The organism is Thalassovita mediterranea (genome assembly GCA_019448215.1).
GTDB lineage: Bacteria > Pseudomonadota > Alphaproteobacteria > Caulobacterales > Hyphomonadaceae > Henriciella.
The window spans coordinates 2,946,609-2,965,342 of sequence record CP080408.1 but is presented as its reverse complement, the minus strand read 5'-3'; the positions used below and the strand labels follow the sequence as shown (position 1 = coordinate 2,965,342).

At 60.4% G+C, this 18,734-nt stretch carries 19 protein-coding genes; 11 read left to right on the top strand and 8 right to left on the bottom strand.

Annotated elements, in window-relative coordinates; genetic code table 11:
* Nucleotides 1–18 precede the first annotated feature (18 nt).
* Genes KUV46_14495 through KUV46_14480 form a run of 4 tightly spaced genes read left to right on the top strand, consistent with a single transcriptional unit; the run spans nucleotide 19 to nucleotide 5,469 of the window.
* Nucleotides 19–1,035, top strand: a complete 1,017-nt coding sequence (locus tag KUV46_14495; protein QYJ00526.1) for a hypothetical protein — start codon at nucleotides 19–21, stop codon at nucleotides 1,033–1,035.
* Between the two features lie 5 nt (nucleotides 1,036–1,040).
* Nucleotides 1,041–1,751, top strand: coding sequence for a hypothetical protein (locus tag KUV46_14490; protein ID QYJ00525.1), 711 nt, complete (start codon nucleotides 1,041–1,043; stop codon nucleotides 1,749–1,751).
* A 23-nt stretch (nucleotides 1,752–1,774) separates the two neighbouring features.
* A complete protein-coding gene (locus KUV46_14485) occupies nucleotides 1,775–3,973 on the top strand; it encodes an RNA degradosome polyphosphate kinase (protein ID QYJ00524.1) in 2,199 nt (732 codons plus the stop codon).
* A complete protein-coding gene (locus KUV46_14480) occupies nucleotides 3,970–5,469 on the top strand; it encodes a Ppx/GppA family phosphatase (GenBank protein QYJ00523.1) in 1,500 nt (499 codons plus the stop codon). The genes KUV46_14485 and KUV46_14480 overlap by 4 nt, the downstream gene beginning before the upstream one ends.
* Before the next feature lie 15 nt (nucleotides 5,470–5,484).
* Here KUV46_14480 and rnd read toward each other — a convergent pair whose 3' ends face one another.
* Nucleotides 5,485–6,657, bottom strand: a complete 1,173-nt coding sequence (gene rnd, locus KUV46_14475) for a ribonuclease D (protein ID QYJ00522.1) — start codon at nucleotides 6,655–6,657, stop codon at nucleotides 5,485–5,487.
* A gap of 88 nt (nucleotides 6,658–6,745) precedes the next feature.
* Between rnd and aspS the strand changes: the two genes are divergently transcribed.
* The gene (gene aspS / locus KUV46_14470) at nucleotides 6,746–8,581 is read left to right on the top strand and encodes an aspartate--tRNA ligase (GenBank protein QYJ00521.1); all 1,836 of its coding nucleotides are present in this window, start codon (nucleotides 6,746–6,748) and stop codon (nucleotides 8,579–8,581) included.
* Between the two features lie 63 nt (nucleotides 8,582–8,644).
* Here aspS and KUV46_14465 read toward each other — a convergent pair whose 3' ends face one another.
* The 3 genes from KUV46_14465 to KUV46_14455 form a co-directional block, all read right to left on the bottom strand.
* Nucleotides 8,645–9,298, bottom strand: a complete 654-nt coding sequence (locus KUV46_14465; GenBank protein QYJ00520.1) for a pentapeptide repeat-containing protein — start codon at nucleotides 9,296–9,298, stop codon at nucleotides 8,645–8,647.
* Nucleotides 9,299–9,505: 207 nt separating this feature from the next.
* On the bottom strand, nucleotides 9,506–9,994 hold the full coding sequence (locus KUV46_14460; protein ID QYJ00519.1) for a pentapeptide repeat-containing protein: 489 nt from the start codon (nucleotides 9,992–9,994) through the stop codon (nucleotides 9,506–9,508).
* A gap of 68 nt (nucleotides 9,995–10,062) precedes the next feature.
* Nucleotides 10,063–12,342 (bottom strand): hypothetical protein, encoded by a 2,280-nt coding sequence (locus KUV46_14455; GenBank protein QYJ00518.1) that lies wholly within the window; start codon nucleotides 12,340–12,342, stop codon nucleotides 10,063–10,065.
* 166 nt (nucleotides 12,343–12,508) lie between these two features.
* On the opposite strand from KUV46_14455, the gene KUV46_14450 reads away from it, so the two are divergent.
* Genes KUV46_14450 through KUV46_14440 form a run of 3 tightly spaced genes read left to right on the top strand, consistent with a single transcriptional unit; the run spans nucleotide 12,509 to nucleotide 14,158 of the window.
* Nucleotides 12,509–12,898 carry an NADH:ubiquinone oxidoreductase subunit NDUFA12 gene (locus KUV46_14450; protein QYJ00517.1) on the top strand — a complete coding sequence of 130 codons (390 nt, stop codon included), beginning with the start codon at nucleotides 12,509–12,511 and terminating at the stop codon, nucleotides 12,896–12,898.
* Entirely contained in the window at nucleotides 12,891–13,550 is a 660-nt protein-coding gene (locus KUV46_14445; GenBank protein QYJ00516.1) for an MlaD family protein, read from the top strand. Before KUV46_14450 ends, KUV46_14445 begins: the two co-directional genes overlap by 8 nt.
* Nucleotides 13,547–14,158, top strand: coding sequence for a DUF2155 domain-containing protein (locus KUV46_14440; protein ID QYJ00515.1), 612 nt, complete (start codon nucleotides 13,547–13,549; stop codon nucleotides 14,156–14,158). The genes KUV46_14445 and KUV46_14440 overlap by 4 nt, the downstream gene beginning before the upstream one ends.
* Here KUV46_14440 and aat read toward each other — a convergent pair.
* From aat to KUV46_14420, 4 genes are read right to left on the bottom strand one after another with little or no spacing between them, the layout of a single operon-like run.
* Nucleotides 14,083–14,751, bottom strand: coding sequence for a leucyl/phenylalanyl-tRNA--protein transferase (gene aat / locus KUV46_14435; GenBank protein ID QYJ00514.1), 669 nt, complete (start codon nucleotides 14,749–14,751; stop codon nucleotides 14,083–14,085). The two genes, KUV46_14440 and aat, sit on opposite strands and share 76 nt — an antisense overlap.
* Before the next feature lie 24 nt (nucleotides 14,752–14,775).
* Nucleotides 14,776–16,116: an acetyl-CoA carboxylase biotin carboxylase subunit gene (gene accC, locus KUV46_14430; protein QYJ00513.1), complete on the bottom strand. Its 1,341-nt coding sequence runs from the start codon at nucleotides 16,114–16,116 to the stop codon at nucleotides 14,776–14,778.
* Nucleotides 16,117–16,126: 10 nt separating this feature from the next.
* Entirely contained in the window at nucleotides 16,127–16,609 is a 483-nt protein-coding gene (gene accB, locus KUV46_14425; GenBank protein QYJ00512.1) for an acetyl-CoA carboxylase biotin carboxyl carrier protein, read from the bottom strand.
* Nucleotides 16,610–16,623: 14 nt separating this feature from the next.
* Nucleotides 16,624–17,055, bottom strand: a complete 432-nt coding sequence (locus KUV46_14420; protein QYJ00511.1) for a 3-dehydroquinate dehydratase — start codon at nucleotides 17,053–17,055, stop codon at nucleotides 16,624–16,626.
* Nucleotides 17,056–17,118: 63 nt separating this feature from the next.
* On the opposite strand from KUV46_14420, the gene thiS reads away from it, so the two are divergent.
* The 3 genes from thiS to KUV46_14405 all read left to right on the top strand — a co-directional run bounded on the left by thiS (nucleotide 17,119) and on the right by KUV46_14405 (nucleotide 18,733).
* Complete coding sequence (gene thiS, locus KUV46_14415; GenBank protein ID QYJ00510.1) at nucleotides 17,119–17,319, top strand: sulfur carrier protein ThiS; 201 nt, start codon at nucleotides 17,119–17,121, stop codon at nucleotides 17,317–17,319.
* Nucleotides 17,320–17,394: 75 nt separating this feature from the next.
* Entirely contained in the window at nucleotides 17,395–17,892 is a 498-nt protein-coding gene (locus KUV46_14410) for an SRPBCC family protein (GenBank protein QYJ00509.1), read from the top strand.
* Between the two features lie 67 nt (nucleotides 17,893–17,959).
* Nucleotides 17,960–18,733, top strand: coding sequence for a thiazole synthase (locus KUV46_14405; GenBank protein ID QYJ00508.1), 774 nt, complete (start codon nucleotides 17,960–17,962; stop codon nucleotides 18,731–18,733).
* The last annotated feature ends 1 nt before the right edge of the window (nucleotide 18,734 follow it).

The following is an 18,734-nucleotide window of genomic DNA, read 5'->3' as shown; positions in this document are numbered from 1 at the left end:
AGTCGGAAAGGCGACCAAATGACCAGACGAATCCTTCTGATGTTTGCTGTGGTATTTTTTGCGGCAGGCACAGCGGCGGCCCAGCTGCGCGATATCTATACGATCCGGGAGATCGAAGTCGAGGAAACCGCTGGCAGCGTGATCCAGGCCCAGCAAGAAGCTTTCGCCTCTGCGCGCGTCAAAGGCGCCTACCGGCTCTTCGAACGCCTTACGCTCCCTGAGGACCGCTCCGGCAAGCTTTCATCGGGTGCAGTGAGCGCTGCGGTTGCAAACCGTCTCGCTGTCGCAGTCGACGTTGAAGAAGAAGAGCGCGGCGGCGGCAAATATGTCGGCAAGCTCGCTGTGGTCTACAATCCGACCAATGTCCGCGAATTCCTCGATGAGCGCTCCATTCCATACATCGATCAGCTGGCGCCAAAATCAGTTGTCTTCCCGGTCCGCAGCTCTGCCAACGCTGTTGCCTGGAACTCAGCCTGGCCGAATTCTTCGCGCGGACGCCTCGCGCCGTTCGACACGTCCCGTGGCACGTCAGCGACGACCTCTTCGGTCTGGCAGGAATTGCAGGGCGATGTCATGGCGGCAAATGCCCGCCGCGCCATCAAGGCAGAGCTTCTTGGCGATGCAGGTAGCTACCGCGTCCGTCTGATCAGCGTCACAGCGGCCGGCGAAACTGATCTGGGCACCACTGGATCAGCCGCGACGCTGGAAGCGGCCGCTGAGAACGCGGCTGACCTTCTCGATACCGTCTGGAAGCGTTCGGCGATCATCCGTTCAGGTGAGCGTACGCCGGTTGAGGCCACCGTTCTGTTCACGTCGCTCCCTGAGTGGAACTCGCTGCGCAGCGCGCTGGCCCGTTCTCCGCTCGTGTTTGGCTTCGAGATTGTCGGCCTTTCGCGTCAGGGCGCCGTGGTGCGTTTTGCCTATGCCGGTGAACGTGACCAGTTCATTGCTGGCCTGCGTGAGCGCGGCCTCATGGCCGACACTGACGATATGGGCTGGGTGATGACCTCTGCGGTAACGCGCGCGCCGAGCTAGTTCTGGTGTCACGCACGGACCATCCCCAACGGAAAAGCCGTCAGCTCAAGTTCGAATTCCCCGGCAAGGGGCATACGCTGGACACGCTGGCGGTCACCGACGCCAATAGGACCGCGGTCGCGCTCCTGAAACGCTGGCCTGACTGGCGCACAGCCGCGTTCTGCCTCGTGGGTGATGAGCTGTCCGGCCTGACGACAGCCGCGCAGGCCTGGTGCGAGCTTGCGGGTGGCTCAATGCTAGGGGCAAAGGCGCTGTCCAAACTTTCGCACAAGAAGATCGACGCGATCGCGAGCACGCCTGTTGCCGTAGACCGGGCCGATCTCGTCGAAAATGACGACAACCTCCTGTCGCTCATAAACCTGTCTGCCAGTCATGGTGGCTCATTGCTGCTGACAGGGCGCGTCCCTCCTGCGCGCTGGCGTACCCGTCTTCCGGACCTGCAATCGCGGCTTAGCGCGATGACCTTGATCGAGCTTGGCCCGCCAGACGATGAAATGATGTCGATCCGTCTCAGGGCTGCAATGAAACGCCGCTATCTGAAACTGCCGGACGAGGTGGAGTCCTATCTGATCATCCGGCTCGAGCGCAGCTATGCGGCCATTGAAAACTTCGTGGAAAATCTTCACGAAATGAGTGACGGGCGTGAGGTAACAGTTCCTCTCGCGCGGGAAATTCTGGACGAAATGGACGGCACGCGCCCGCTGTTTGAAGACTAGATGGGACAGACAAGAGGCAGTCGATGAGCACGACCGAAACAACGTCCCAGGAAAAAGTGCCGGCGCGCGCAGGAAAGTCGTTGATCGATCAGCCCCAGAGATTTTTGAACCGGGAGCTATCCTGGCTGAAGTTCAATGAAAGGGTCCTGGAAGAAGCACACAACATCTCGCATCCCTTGCTTGAGCGCCTTCGTTTCCTGTCCATCTCCGCCAATAACCTCGATGAGTTTTTCATGGTTCGCTATGCGGGCCTGCGCGAGCAACTTCGCGCCGGCGTGATGCGGACCAGCCAGGATGGGATGACACCGTCCCAGCAGGTCGAAGCCATTGAAAAGCAGTCTGCCAAGCTGATGGAGGCCCAGCAGGCCTGCTGGCGCGAGCTGCGTGGTCTGCTCGATGAAGAGAAAATTGAAGTCAAACGGATTGGAGAGCTCACCAAGACCGACCTCGGCTGGCTGCGTGATCACTTTGAAAGCCATATCTTTCCAATCCTGACGCCGCAGGCGGTCGATCCGGCCCACCCATTCCCGTTCATTCCCAATCTCGGCTTTGCAGTCGCTTTCCAGCTGGCACCTGAGAGCGCTGGCGAGGCGATGGTCGGCCTTGTGCCCATGCCGGCTTTTTCACCGCGCTTCATTCGCCTCCCGGACAGGAACCGCCAGTCGATCCGTTTCGTGCGGCTTGAAAGCGTCATCGCGACCTTCATGGACATGTTGTTTCCGGGCTATCGCTCCCTAGGCCATTGCGTCTTCCGCATTGTCCGCGACAGCGATATCGAGATCGAGGAAGAGGCCGAAGATCTCATCCACGAATTCGAGATCCTGCTGAAGCAGCGTCGCCGGGGCCGGATCGTACGCATTCATATCGATGGCGACGCGCCCGAAGAACTCGAGAAATTTATCACCCGCGAAATCGGCTCAGAGCCCCGCGATGTGATGATCCTTCATGGTCTGCTTGGTATGAAGAACCTTTCTGAGCTGATCATCGAAGACCGGATGGACCTGCAGTTCAAACCGTATGAACCGCGCTACCCCGAACGTATCCGCGAAATGGGCGGCGACTGCTTTGCTGCCATCAAGGCAAAAGACTTCGTTGTCCACCATCCGTACGAGTCGTTCGATGTCGTTATTCAGTTCATTCGTCAGGCGGCAATTGACCCGGATGTCGTGGCCATCAAGCAGACGCTGTACAGGACGACGCTGAACTCACCCATCGTCGCTGCGCTGCAGGAAGCGGCGGAGATGGGCAAGAACGTCACGGCCCTGGTCGAGATCAAGGCGCGGTTCGACGAGGAGACCAATCTGCGCCTCGCCCGTGATCTGGAGCGGGCAGGGGTGCAGGTCGTCTATGGCTTCCTCGACTACAAGACCCACGCAAAGGTCTCGCTGGTCGTGCGCCGAGAGGGCGGCAAGCTCGTTTCCTACACCCATTTCGGAACGGGCAATTACCACCCCGTCACGGCGCGCATCTATACCGACCTCTCGCTTTTTACGTCTGACCCTGCGCTTGGCCGCGACGCAAATAAGCTTTTCAACTACATCACAGCTTACCGCGAACCGCCTGAAAAGGCGCCGGATTTCGACAAGATCGCCATGTCACCGCGCACGCTCGAGCCGTATCTGATCGAGATGATCGACCAAGAGGCGGAGAATGCGAAAGCTGGCAAGCCAAGCGGTGTCTGGGCGAAGATGAATTCGCTCGTCGACGGCGACGTCATCGATGCGCTTTACCGCGCAAGCCAGGCGGGCGTGCCCATCGTTCTTGTTGTGCGCGGCATTTGCTGCCTCCGCCCCGGCGTGCCGGGCTTGTCGGAAAACATTCAGGTTAAAAGCCTGATCGGCCGCTTCCTGGAACACTCACGCATCGTCTGCTTTGCGAATGGTGAGAATTTGCCATCGGCACGGGCGAAAGTGTGGATTTCGTCAGCGGACTGGATGCAGCGTAACCTCAAGCGCCGCGTAGAAGCGCTTGTCCCGGTTGAAAACCCGACGGTGCATCGTCAGGTGCTGAACCAGATCATGATCGCAAACCTCAATGACGACGAACAAAGCTGGGAGATGGACGGCGAAGGCGAGTTCCACCGCCTGCGCCCCCCAGAGCGCGGCAAGGGCTTCAGTGCGCACCGCTACTTCATGGAGAACCCATCACTGTCGGGGCGCGGCAATGCACTGGTCGTCTCGATCCCGCCAAGGCTCGCGCCGAAGAAGCGGGGCTCTAAATGAGGCTAGCGCTGCAGCCTGAAAAAGCTGCCGTTGTAGACATCGGCTCAAACTCCGTCCGGCTCGTCATTTACGAGGTCACGGGCGCTGCGGCGCTTCCTTACTTCAACGAGAAAGTGCTGGCCGGGCTGGGACGCGGCCTGCCGGAAACGGGGAGGCTGTCGCCCGAAGGTGTTGTCGAGGCCGTCGCCGCCATCCGGCGCTATCGCGCGATCCTGACAGGGCTTGGTGTGACGCAGGTGACGGCAGTCGCAACGGCGGCCGTGCGTGATGCTGAAGACGGGCCTGAGTTTGCGCGCATGGCTGCGACCGAGCTGGGTGCGCGTCTGCGTATCCTGCCCGGGCCGGAAGAGGGTCGTCTTTCAGCGCTGGGTGTGCGTACAGGCTTTGACCAGCCGGATGGGCTTGTCGGCGATCTGGGCGGCTCCAGCCTCGAATTCCAGCCCATCTCGCCGGCCGGACAGGACGGGCAGGGAGAGACCCATAAGCTCGGGCCATTCTCTATGCCGCAGGGCGATGATGCGAAGCCTGCGGAGCGGCGCAAGGCCATCCGCAAGGTTCTGAAATCATCAGAGCTAATCAATCAGGGGCATCGCCGCCTCTATGCAGTAGGCGGCTCCTGGCGTGCACTGGCCAGCATTCACATGGATATGAAGGCCTATCCGCTTGCCATCCTGCACGGCTACCGCATGACCGGCCCCGCGATCCGATCCGTCGTACGGACCGTGCTTGCCACACAACGCGACAAGGAACTCGCTGGCCGCATATCCAGCCTTGTCGGGCGTCGCTACGACACGATCATCCATGCCGCGCTGGTGCTCGATGAAGTCTTTGACGCGGGCGGGTTCAAGGAAGTGCTGATATCGGCAAATGGCCTGCGCGAAGGTGTTCTCTTTGACCGCGGCGAGAAGCTCCTTTTTGAGACCATGCGCGAACCGTTCGGCGATGCGCTGATTGATGGCACAATCGCCTTCCTGCGGCTCGAAGCCTCCCAGCTCGCCTTTGGCGAGGCGCTCTACAAATTCATCAAGCCGGTCCTGCCGCGATCTCATGCGCGCCAGCGCCTCTTCAGGGCAGCCTGCCTGATGGCCGATTGCGGCGGGCGTTTCCATCCCGACCACCGGGCGGACATGGCCTATTACCTGATCCTTCGCTCACCCATTCGCGGGATCACGCACGATGAACGCGTTCTCCTCGCCCACGCGACGGGGGCGCGCTACACGCACAAATTCCAACGCCCCAAGCCGTTTGCGCGGCTCGGCCTCGAATCTGATGATCAGCTGGCGCGTATCATGGGCGCAGCCATGCGACTGGGGGCAGTTTACTCTGGACGTTCAGCGCCGCTTCTCAAGCAGGTGAAGCTGAAAACCTCGAAGTCGAAACTCATCCTTGAGGTTCAGCCGGGCGCTGAGGACATGATTTCCGGCACCGTGAAGAAGCGGTTTGAGCAACTCGCGACCTTCATGGATCTCGACGCCCAGATTGTGACGGCCGAGTAAGCCGACGGCCTTGTCTCAGCTCTTCGGCTCGAACAGGCGGACCTGACCGCTCTCGAAGGACAGCGCCAGTTTGCCGGTAAGCAGCGCGCGTGCCTTCTTGCCGAACACATCATAGCGCCAGCCAGTCAGGGCCGGGATGTCCTTGTCCGTCTCGCCGCGCGCAATCCGTTCGATGTCGGCAGCGTTCGCGATGAGACGCGGGACGACATCCTCGTCTTCGCTGACATACTTCAGAAGAACTTTCAGCATCTCTGGCGCGCCAGCGGGCGTCTGCGGGTTCTGCTTGCGTGGTGGAGCCGGTGGGGCATGCGCGTCAGGGTCTGCAAGCGCAGTTTCAACCGCGCGCATCAGGCCATCTGCATTGCGTGACCGGATAAAGCCCTTCGGTACGGCGCGCAGCCTGTCGAACGCCTCTTCCGATTTTGGCTTCTGGTCCGCGATTTCCTGAATGGCGTCATCCTTCAGAATGCGACGGCGCGGGCGGTCCAGCGTCTGGGCCTGACGCTCGCGCCATTCTGCGACGGACGCGAACACGGCAAGGTATTCCTTGTGCGTCTTGCGGACTTTCAGCCGCTGCCAGGCATTCTTCGGATCAGTGTCGTAAAGCGCCGGATCAGAGATGCTGTCCATCTCCTCGGCGATCCATTCCATCCGGCCACGCTTTTCAAGCTCGTCCCGCATCCAGAGATACGCGTCGCGTAGGTGGGTCACGTCGCCAAGCGCATAATCAAGCTGCTTGTCCGACAGGGGACGCCTCTTCCAGTCGGTAAACTGGCTCGACTTGTCGATATGACGGCGAAGGACACGTTGGATCAGATTGTCGTAGGAAATGGAATCGCCAAGACCGAGCGCCATGGCAGCGACCTGCGTGTCGAAAACCGGCGCAGGCGGCGTACCGATCAGCTTGTTGAAGATTTCCATGTCCTGGCGGGCAGCGTGAAACACTTTCACGCGTGAAGTGTCGGCCAGAAGGTCGAGGAAAGGTTTGAGATCGATCCCATCTGCCTTTGGGTCGACCACACCTTCGACACCGGGCGCAGACGCCTGGATCAGGCAGAGCTCTGGCCAGAAGGTCGTTTCGCGGTGAAATTCGGTATCGACACAGATGAAATCGCTCGCCGAAAGCGAATCGCAGAACTTTTGCAGCTCTTCCTGCTGTGTAATCGGCGTCAGCGTCTTGTCAGTCATGGCGCGCACGCGTATCGCATCCGCACAACAATGGCGAGGGGAAGGTTCACAAATCCTCTCAGGCCTCAAGAATCCTCGGAGTGAGAGAATGCACGCTTACCGCACCCATACCTGCGGCGAACTCACCAAGTCTGATGTCGGCGCCACGGTCAAACTTTCTGGCTGGCTGCACCGCCGCCGCGAGCATGCCGGCGCCCTGTTCATCGATCTGCGCGACCATTACGGCCTGACGCAGGTTGTGGTGTATCCGAATGCAGCCTTCTACGAAGACGCCAAGCGCGCGACTGCCGAAAGCGTGCTGACGGTCACCGGCAAGGTGATTGCGCGTGACGCCGAAGCGGTGAACCCGGAGCTGCCGACTGGTGAGGTAGAGCTTCCTGCCGAGACGCTGAACATTGAAAGCGCCGCAGCCAAGCTGCCGCTGCCTGTGTTCGCAGAGCCGGATTATCCAGAAGAGATCCGCCTGAAGCATCGCTACCTCGATCTTCGCCGTGAGACGCTGCACAAGAACATGATCCTGCGCAGCCAGATCATCGCGAGCCTTCGTCGCCGCATGATCGAGCAGGGCTTCACCGAATACCAGACGCCAATCCTGACGGCCTCCTCACCTGAAGGCGCGCGCGACTTCCTCGTGCCATCACGCCTGCACCCGGGTGAATTCTACGCCCTTCCGCAGGCACCGCAGCAGTTCAAGCAGCTGCTCATGGTGTCGGGTTTCGACCGCTACTTCCAGATCGCGCCGTGTTTCCGCGATGAGGACGCCCGCGCAGACCGCTCACCGGGTGAGTTCTACCAGCTCGATATCGAGATGAGCTTCGTTGAGCAGGAAGACGTCTTCCAGGCGATCGAGCCTGTGATGCGCGGCGTCTTTGAGGAGTTCGCAGACTGGCAGGGCAAGGGCCGCACCATGCCGGAAGGCCCGTTTCCGCGCATTCCATACGCCGAAGCCATGGCGAAGTACGGCTCTGACAAGCCGGATCTGCGCAATCCGATCGAGCTTGCCGACGTCACTGACTTCTTTGCCGATGACAGCAAGACGGGCTTCTCCATCTTCGCGAAGATAATCGCAGGTGGCGGCAAGGTTATCGCCATTCCGGCGCCAAAAGCGGCCGAGCAAAAGTCCCGCAAGTTCTTCGACGACCTCGACAAGTGGGCGAAAAAGGAAATGCAGGCGCCTGGCCTAGGCTATGCGCGCCTGAAAGAAGCCGACGGCGGCGGTGTCGACAGCCAGGACCCCGTGCTGAAGAACTTCGACGCCGATCACCTGAAAGCCTTCCTTGAGCAACTCGGACTTGGCGCGGGCGACGGTATCTTCTTCTCCGCTGGCAACCACGACGCCGCTTACAAGCTGGCCGGCGCTGCCCGTAACAAGGTTGGCGAAGAGCTGGAGCTGATCGAGCAGGGCATCTTCAAGTTCTGCTGGATCGTCGATTTCCCGATGTATGAGTGGGACGACGACAACAAGAAGATCGACTTCTCGCACAACCCGTTCTCCATGCCGCAGGGCGGTATGGAAGCGCTTGAGCAGGCCGATACGGTCGAGAAGCAGCTCGAGCTGAAAGCCTTCCAGTACGATATCGTCTGTAACGGCGTGGAGCTGTCCTCCGGCGCTATCCGGAACCACCGCCCTGACATCATGCTGAAAGCGTTTGAGCTTGCAGGCTATGGCGCTGACGTGGTCGAGGCAGAGTTTGGCGGCATGCTGAACGCGTTCCGCTACGGCGCCCCGCCGCATGGCGGTATCGCACCGGGCGTTGACCGTATTGTCATGCTGCTCGCCGAAGTCGACAATCTGCGCGATGTGACGCTTTTCCCGATGAACCAGCAGGCACGCGACCTGATGATGCAGGCGCCGTCACCGGTGGACGAGAAGCAGCTTCGCGAGCTTCACATCCGTCTGGCCCCGCAGGCCAAGAAGGACTGAGCGCGGGCCGGCTTGATTGTCGAGAGATAGAAAAGCGCCCTCTGACGGTTCAGAGGGCGTTTTTTATTGGCCGGCTGTCTGGATCAGGCCGCCGCGCAGCTCTTCGGTCCCAGGGAGCCGTACAGCCTGACAGGACAGCAGCGCGATGCCTGCGGGTACGTTTGTGTTCTCACCTGCGCAACTGCCTTCGAAATTCGTGCTCTCGAGGCCAGTCGCGCCTTCAAAGCTGACATTGATCAGCCGGATATTGGTGATACGCGCACCGTGCAGGTCTGCATTGGCAAACGAGGTCCCGTTCAGGATTGCGTTGTTGAACTGCGCTTCACGCAGGATCGCACCATTGAAAATCGCGCCGGTCAGATTGGCGCCGGTGAAATCTGTTCCCGACGCGCGTGCACGCGAAAAATCTGTCCCCGTGGCATTCGCCACACCAAGGCGTGCGCCGGTCAGGTGAGTGTCTGAAAGTGAGGCACCTGAGAGGTTCACATTGAGCAGGCTGGCCCGCTCAAAACGGGAGCCTTCGAAGCGGGTATTGGACAGTCTGGAGCCGTCGAGCGTCGCCCGGCGGAAATCAGTGCCCTTCGCCATCGCGTCCGAGAGGTCGATATTCAGCGCCCGCGTGCCACGCAGGAAGGCGCCTGAGACGTTGGCTTTGGGATAGTGCGCTGCCGAGATATCCCCGCCCGACATGTTACGTCCGCGCAGGTCGCAGCTCACGCAGGAGCCACCATAAGAGGGGGCCCAGGAGACGCGCGTCGACTTTGACTGCGCGTTTGCCGCGCCGGACGCGGCCCCGCATGCAGCAAGTGCCAGAATGACAGACAAGCGACTAAATCTAAGCATGCAGCGTATTTACGAGGTCTGGAGCCTGCTTTGAACTGAATTCCCGGTAATGACTGTAAACAGACGCAGGTGTGTGTCTCTCTAGCCGCACCTTGGGATCGTCAGCCCAGCAGGCAGGCGCGTTGCCTGATCACCGCACGCCTGGCGCAATTGTGCTTGCGTCAGACCTTTGGCGAGGCGGAAGTCTGCGCCGGAAAGATTCGCGCCGGCAAGGCTGGCGCCCGCAAAGTTCGAAGACCCGAAATAGCCACCGACCAGTGTCGCGCTCTCAAGGTTTGCATTCGAGAAGTTCGAGGCGTTGAACCGCACGCCGAACATGTTGGTGACCGAGAGATTGGTGCCGCGCAGATTCCAGTTATCGAAAGTCGACAGCTGCATGTCGCTCTGGCGAAGGCGTGCACCTGAGACGTTGATATTGGCGATATCGAGATAGGCAAGATCTGCCTGGAAGAGGTTACATCCGGGGCAGGATTGGCCGTTGCGCACCTTGGCAATCTCGCTGGCGTCCTGTGCCGTAGAAGGCAGGGCGAGGGCGGCAAACGCGAAAGCGGTCAGGAAATGTTTCAGCATGGCACACCTGTGGAGCTGGGAATGAGACTTACCCGGCTCTCACGCAATCGCGCTGCCAGATTCCCCACTTAGTTGAATCCGGATTCAGACCGCGTCGGCTCATTACACGTTGCGCAATGGGCCACACGCTCGTCGCCGGTCGCCATCAGCGTGAAGCTCGAACAGTTCGGGCACGGATCGCCCAGATAGTCCTCTTCGTCCTCATCCTCTTCGCTGGCGGAGGCAGATGCTGCTTCGTCGCGTTCGGCGCGCTTGCGCTCAAGAATGACGATATTGTCCGGTAGCTGTCCGCGAGAGAAACCGCGCGAGATGAACTGCACGGCTTCGTCCGGCAGCGGTTGCGGCCCTTCACGCGTACCGTCCTTGAGGCCACGGCCAAGGCCGTCATGGCTCACATCGTCGCCAAGTTCAGCTAGGTCATCTCGGCGCAGATAGGAGATGGCGAGCTCCCGGAAGATGTAGTCGAGGATCGAGGTCGCCTTGGTAATGCGGTCATTGCCCGTCACCTCGCCCGCCGGCTCAAACCGGGTGAAGACAAATGCGTCGACATATTCGTCCAGTGGCACGCCATATTGCAGGCCGAGCGACACGGCGATGGCGAAATTATTCATCAGCGACCGGAAAGCGGCGCCTTCCTTGTGCATGTCGATGAAGATCTCACCGAGTGCGCCGTCTGCAAACTCGCCTGTGTGCAGGTAGACCTTGTGGCCGCCCACGGTCGACTTCTGGATATAGCCTTTGCGGCGGTCTGGCAGTCTTGTGCGGCGGGCAGGCTTGCCGGTCGCGTCGAGGCCATCCGCGCCGATGCCTTCCTGCGTGATCGCCCGGGCCTCTTCGGCGTGAAGGTCTTCGGCAAGCTCCATGATCGCGTTCATACGATCAGATGCTGCGCCGTCTTCGCTGCGGTCCCGCGCGCGCAGATAAAGCGCGATGCCAGCCTCCAGGGCGGCGGTGCGGTCGTCATGGTCTTCCCAATCACTTGCATCGACGCAGACCAGCGCGCCGCTGGCTGCCAGCGGCACGGCGACAGCGAACTCGAAAGCGCGGGGAACGGGCAGTGTGATGCCATGCTTGAGCAGCACTTCGCGCGCGATCGTCTCCGAAGCGGCACTGACGGCGGCATCTGCGGCGGCGATCTCGTCATCCGAAAAGCCAATCATCCGGAGGAGGGGACGCCCATCAGTATCAAAGCTTTCAGGCGCAAGCTTGAGGCGCGACGCGATGACATCATCGCCCAGCACCCAGCGTGAGAAAGCCGCGCCAAGTGGCAGGCCTTCCTTCAGCGCATTGCGCACGCGGATGATCGCTTCGCCCGAGAAGCCGCGCGCCTTCAGCGCGTCGCTGTCGATGCCGTCCAGCCTGTCGAGGTCACAGCCCGCATCAAGCGCGCTGCGCAATTCGTCTGCGGCTTTAGGTGAGAGGCGCAGCAGCGCCGTGATGGCGGCTGGCGAAGGGCTTGCACCTGCTTCTTCTGCGGCCTGCACAAGTGCAATCTCGCCAGACAAGCCGTCGCTTGTGGCCGCAAATTTCGTCTCATCGCTTGCGCGCAGCGGCATGGCCGCGAGGCGCAAGCCGCTGACAGGTTTGAAATCATCTATGCTCGCGCCCAGAAGCTTTGCCGTTTCAGCCGAGAGCTTCCACCCCGATACGAGACAGGCGAGCGCCTCACAAAGCGCGCGGCCTTTTTCAACAAACGAGGCCTCATCTGTTGCGCCGAGGGCGAGTGCGCCCGCCGCTACACCGTGGAGGATGACCACCACAGCCTCCTCCGGTACAAGCTGCGGAAGCGCCGACAGCGTGTCATGCAGCAGGCTGGCTTCTAGGCCCTGCTCGGAGATGAAAGCTGAAACGTCCACCGCGCAGGCTGGCATGTCGCCAGAGGGGACAGCGCCCGGCCAGACACTAAGGCTGATCCCTTCATCGAGGGCGTGATCCGCCAATGTGGGGACATCCAGATACTGTGACGCTTCGAGACCGATGGGCAGTTGTTCGTCTGCTGCCATGGCGCTGCTTCTCAGCCAGCGCTCGAGCCCCGGGAAACCTTCGGGGTGGGTAATGCCCGCTTCGATCATCTGCGCTGGCAGGCCCGCATTCAGCGCTTCGGCCAGCTCTGCATTCTTCGGGGCAACACCCAGTTGCTCGACCAGATCAGCAAGACCCAGCCGTGCTTCCTTTTCGAGCCGCTCGCTTGTGCGCGAATCCATCGCCTCGCGTAGCGCAGCCGTACCATCTGCGGCAAAACGCCTTTGTGGCAGCAGGACAAGCGTTTCCAGAGGCAGGACCGGACTGACGCGTCCTGACTGCATCGCATCACCAAAGACCTTGTCTGCATGCTGCTGTCGGCTCATATCGTCTATCTCTCGCATCGGTGTCGGCCGGCCCTCTTCATCGCCTGATGGGTGATGCAGAAGGCTTGACGGCCCGTTACAGATATTGTGAGCCGATCCATAACTGGATTCGCCGCAGGACCTGCTCCATATTCCAGATTGCGCACAGAAGTTTCAGGATCGCGATATGCTCAAACTCTTCACCTGGTGGAATGGCGTCACGCTCGGCGGCCTCTTCGACATCAAACGCCGCAGCGACTATGTCGGCACCGATGATTACGGCAATAAGTATTATGAGGACCGCAAGGTCTCTATCGAGCGCCGCAATCGCCGTTATGTCGTCTATAAGGGCCTCGCAGAGCCTTCCAAAGTGCCTGCGGAGTGGCATGGCTGGCTTCACCACACGCTGGATGAACCGCCGACCAAGGCGCCGCTCAATCGCCGCGCCTGGGAAACCGATCACAAGCCGAACATGACAGGCACGCTGTTTGCCTATCGCCCGAAGGGTGCGCTCAGCGAAGGCGGAAACCGTCGCAAGTCTGATGCTGACTATGAGGCGTGGACCCCAGATGCGTGAATCGATTCTCGAAACAATTATCGGCGCGCTCGTGCTGGGCGTCGCCGCTTTCTTCATGTGGTTTGCCATCGGCAATGGCACTGATCGCGCAGAGGCTTCCTCAGGCACGGTAGAGCTTGGCGCGCGTTTCAACAGCGCAAAGGGTATCAATGTTGGCACCGAGGTCAGCATGGCTGGCGTGAAAGTTGGCACGGTGCGGAATATCCGGTTGAACACCGAGCGTGCCGAAGCGCTCGTGACGCTCGCGATCAGCCGCGACCTCGTTCCGCTGGACGACGGCACGACCGCACGCATTCAGTCCGAAGGTCTTCTGGGCGGCAACTACATCAATCTTGAGCCAGCATCCGGCTTTGGCCAGATCGAACCTTGCCCTCAAGGCGAGGAGCTTTTCGGCGAGAGCGGTTGCGGCGAAATACTGTACACGCAGGGCAGCGTCGACCTTCTGACGCTGATGGCATCCTTTGCGAATAGCGGCGGCGGCGATGACAGCTCGTCTTCGTCCGGCTCGTATGACGATGGTATGGGCACGCAGGCTTCCGGTCGCAGCAATGCCGGGGCGCCTGAAGGTGACGCGGATATGGACACAGAATCTTCGGATTCGGATGGCTCTGTCTCGGAGACCGAGAACGAACCGGCAGGAGATACAGAGTGAAACGCCTTTTCTGCACCGCAGCCATTGCCGCGCTGACCCTGAGCGGAGCTGCCGCGCAGGAAGACATGATGGCTGACGAAAGCTCCGCCGACGCCGAAATGGCCTCAGACGAAGAGCCGTTGGAAGAAGAAGAGGAAGAGGGTAGCGCCCCGACCTATACGCAGGAGCGGATGGCGACGCTGCGCGCTCTGGACAAGATTACCGGACGGTCTGCCGACTTCGAGATCGAGGTTGGCGAGCCTGTGGTCTTTGGTGTCCTCGAAATCGATCTCAAGGTCTGCTTCCAGACCCCTCCTGAAGAGCCGCCAGAGAGCGCGGCTTTCCTTCAGATTGTGGAAGCTGACTATGTTGAGACCAATACGCTTACCGAGCCACGCCTTGCGTCTGAGGTCCGCGCCGAGACGAGCGACGTCGAGGCACCGGCAGACGCACCCGCCGTGACTGAGACCGAAGATGAGGAAGAGGCTGGTCCGCTTTTCTCTGGCTGGATGTTCGCGTCGACACCTGGCCTCAGCGCGCTCGAACACCCTGTCTACGACGTCTGGGTAATCAGGTGCAGACAGCCTTCGCCAGAAAGCCTGTCTTCGCCGGTCGTGCCCGACGAGTAGAAGTCGCCCTCAAGCGATAGCGCCGCCTCCAGACGCTTCATGAAGTCGGCCTTCTTCATCTCAATCAGTCCGAACTGCTCCAGATGCGGATTGTGGAATTGCGCATCAAGCAATTCGTAGCCGCCTGCGATTAGCCGCGCGACGAGGTGAACCAGCGCGATCTTCGACGCATCGGTCGCGCGGGAAAACATGCTCTCGCCAAAGAATGCCGCGCCTAGCGATACGCCGTAGAGCCCGCCTACCAGCTCTCCATCCTCGTCCCAGCACTCAACCGAGTGGGCGTAGCCGCGCTTGTGGAGCGAGCTGTAGAGGTTCTGGATCGGCACGTTGATCCATGTGGTCGGCCGGTCAGACGTGCCTTCCGCGCAGCCTTCCATGACACGGCTGAAGGCTTGGTCGATCGTGACGCGGTAAGGGTCCTTGCGGACCGTCTTGCGCAGGCGCCGCGGCACGTGGAACCCATCCAGCGGAAGAACACCCCTGATCTCGGGAGAGATCAGGAACAGATTCATGTCCTCGCGCGAATCAGCCATGGGAAAGACGCCCTGCCGATAGCAGTCGAGCAGCATGTCCGCATTGAACCGGTCTGACATGTGTCCAGCGTTCGTTGAGGCCGCCTATTTGGCTGCGAGGAAGCGCTCCAGCCAGTGAATGTCGTAATTTCCGTCCACGACGTCCTGGGCTTCCACGAGGCGCTGGTGCAGCGGCAGTGTCGTGTTGACGCCGCCAACGACCATTTCGTCGAGTGCACGCCGAAGGCGCATGATGCACTCGTTGCGCGTGCGGCCGTGCACGATCAGCTTGCCGATCAGGCTGTCATAGTTTGGCGGGATCTTGTAGCCGGCATAGGCCGCGCTATCGAGCCGCACATCGGGGCCGCCCGGTGCGTGGAAATCGGTGATCGTGCCAGGCGACGGCGCGAACGTCTCAGGGTGTTCGGCATTGATCCGGCATTCGATGGCATGGCCAACCAGCATGACGTCTTCCTGCGTGAAAGACAGTTTCTTGCCATCGGCAATGCGAATCTGTTCCCGCACCAGGTCGATGCCCGTGATCATCTCTGTCACCGGATGCTCCACCTGCAGACGGGTATTCATCTCGATGAAGTAGAAGTTGCCGTCCTCATAGAGGAATTCCATCGTGCCTGCGCCGAGATAGCCAAGTTTCTCGACTGCGCGGGCAACGATGTTACCGATCTCTTCGCGCTGTGCCTGGTTGAGGGCTGGGGATGGCGCTTCCTCAAACACTTTCTGGTGACGGCGTTGCAGCGAGCAGTCGCGCTCCCAGAGGTGGGCTACATTGCCATGGCTGTCGGCAATCACCTGGATCTCGATATGGCGCGGTGTGCCGAGATATTTCTCGAGATAGACCGCGTCATCACCGAAAGCAGAACGTGCCTCGGTCTTCGCGGCGCGGATCGCGCTTTCCAGCTCCTTTTCGGTCTTGGCGACGCGCATGCCGCGGCCACCGCCGCCTGCAGCTGCCTTGATCAGGACCGGATAGCCGATCTTCTTGGCGATCTTCTTGGCGTCGCCAATGCTGTTCACGCCGCCATCGGAGCCCGGCACGACAGGCACGCCAGCGTCGATCATTGCCTGCTTGGCAGCGATCTTGTCGCCCATGGTGCGGATGTGCTGCGCCTTGGGACCGATAAATTTCAGCCCATGCGCTTCGACCATCTCCGCGAACTGGGCGTTCTCGGAGAGGAAGCCGTAGCCCGGATGGATCGCATCAGCATTCGTGATTTCTGCGGCGGCGAGAATGCGCGACTTCTTCAAATAGCTTTCAGAAGACGGCGCCGGGCCGATGCAGACGCTCTCGTCGGCGAGACGGACAGCCATTGCATCCCGGTCGGCCTCTGAGTGCACGACAACGGTCGCGATGCCCATTTCCTTACAGGCCCGGTGAATGCGCAGGGCGATTTCGCCGCGATTGGCGATAAGGACTTTCTCGATCATGCCGCTAGCCTCACTCGATGACGATCAGCGGTTCGCCGAACTCCACAGGCTGGGCGTCCTGCACGATGATTTCCTTCACCGTGCCGGCCTGCGGTGCCTCGACGGGGTTAAACGTCTTCATGGCCTCGACGAGCATCAGCGTGTCGCCCTTTTTCACCTTGTCACCAACCTGGACGAAGGCTTTCGAGCCCGGCTCTGGCGACAGGTAGACTGTGCCGACCATTGGGCTGGTTACGGCGTTCACAGAGACAGGGGCTGCCGTTTCAGGTGGTGCTGATGCCGAAGGCGCCGCCGGTGCGGCAGGTGCTGCAGCCGGGGCAGGGGGCGCGGCATACTGGACCGGGGCGGGGGCGGCCTGCATGGGGCTCGCCTTGCTGACCCGGATGCGAAGGCCTTCATGCTCGACTTCTACCTCGCCAAGATCTGCATCCCGGAGGATGGCGGCAAGTTCCCGGACAAGGCCGGTGTCGAGGCTGTTCTTTGCGGTGCTCATCAGATTGCGTGTCCTCAAGCTTTCATTCTTATCGCAGCTTCGAGTGCGACTTCATACCCATGAGGGCCTAGCCCTGCAATTGAAGCCATAGCTGCGGAAGCCACATAATTTGTCTGGCGAAACGCTTCGCGCGCCGCCGGGTTTGACAGGTGAACCTCAATCAGAGGAGCGGTGCAAGCGCGCAAGGCATCGTGCAGCGCCACAGAGGTATGCGTATACGCCCCAGCATTGAGGATCAGGCAGCTTGCCTCACGGGAGGCTTCCTGGACCCAGTCGACCAGCTGGCCTTCGCTATTGGTCTGACGGAACTCCAGCGCTTGATCGCCCGCTTTCTGGCGCAGACGTGATTCGATGTCCGCGAGGGTCTCGCGCCCATAGATTTCCGGTTCACGTGTGCCCAGAAGGTTGAGATTAGGTCCGTTAAGGACATAAATCGGCTTGGTCATGGCTTCCGTTTGCGCGCGTTTCCAAGGCAAGGCAAGCCATTGATCCTGAGAGGAGTGCTTCAGATGCAAGTGTTCGTGAATGGTGATGAATTCGAAATCGAGGATGGCGCGAGCCTGTCTGATCTCGTTGCAAAACTGACCGACGATCCACGCGGCATGGCCATTGAGCGCAATCGCGAGATCGTACCGAAATCTCTGCACGCTTCGACTGTTCTGGAACCGGGTGACAGGCTTGAAGTCGTGCAATTTGTAGGCGGCGGCTGACCTTCCCTAACGGCCTGCCTTTTAGCCGCCCAAGTGCGGTGATAGCCCCGTAAACTGAACAATCAGGAGCATGTCATGGCGAAAAAAATGAAGAAGCTTGAGGAAGTCGGCGAGGCGTTCATCGCGGACGCATCCAAAACCAAGCTTGTTCGCCATGAGTTTCCTTTCCCTCGCGAGATTGTCTGGAACGCACTGCTGGACGGTGAGACCTGGACGAAATGGCTGCCGATCACGAAGGTCGAATGGACCTCGCCTCAGCCCTTCAAGGTCGGAACGACGCGCACGGTCTGGATTGGAGAACAGGCGGTGGAGGAAGTCTTTTTCGCTTGGGAAGACAATAAGCGGATGGCATTCCGCTTCGACAAGACGACGCTCCCCCTGAAGGCGTGTGTCGAGGACTATCAGCTGGTGAACACGCCGGGCGGTTGCCGTCTCGACTGGCGCTTCCGGGCAAAGGCTCCTTTCATTCTGGGGCCACTCATTTCGGGTCAGATGAAATCCGGCCTCAAGAAAGGCCTGCCGCAGCTGGAAGCCTATATACGCGAAAACCCCGCAAAGTTCGGTCTTTCCTGATCGGCATACCAGTTCTGACACCCATCCCCCCTAGCGTTGGATGGGATTGTCACATACCTAGCAGGCCATGACAGACGACACGCTCAAGATCGCCGGGCGCGAGTTCAAATCGCGGCTCATTATCGGCACAGGCAAGTACAAGTCCTACGCCCAGAACGCTGAGGCCGCCGAGGCCGCTGGCGCGGAAATGGTCACGGTCGCCCTGCGGCGCGTGAATCTCTCCAACAAGGATGAGGACCGGCTGCAGGACCATGTATCGCCGGACAAATATACCTATCTGCCCAACACGGCTGGCTGTTTTACGGCTGACGATGCCGTGCGCACACTGCGCCTCGCACGTGAGGCCGGCGGCTGGGATCTCGTAAAGCTCGAAGTCCTGTCAGACCAGAAAACGCTTTATCCGGACATGGAAGAAACGCTGAGCGCGGCCAAGGCGCTGATCGCGGACGGCTTTCAGGTCATGGTCTACTGTTCTGATGACCCGGTTTATGCCCGCAAGCTCGAAGAGGCTGGCTGCTGCGCGATCATGCCGCTCGGTTCGCTGATCGGGTCGGGTCTCGGGATCCAGAATCCGCTTAACATCCGGCTCATCGTAGAGCAGGCCCGCGTGCCTGTGATCGTGGATGCAGGCGTAGGTACCGCATCGGATGCGGCGATGGCGATGGAACTTGGCTGTGATGGCGTCCTGATGAATACCGCCATTGCTGAAGCCAAGGATCCTGTCCGCATGGCACGCGCCATGAAGCACGCGGTCATTGCTGGTCGCGAAGCCTATCTGGCAGGTCGGATGGGCCGTAAGCGCTATGCTGACCCATCCTCACCACTTGCGGGGCTGATCTAGC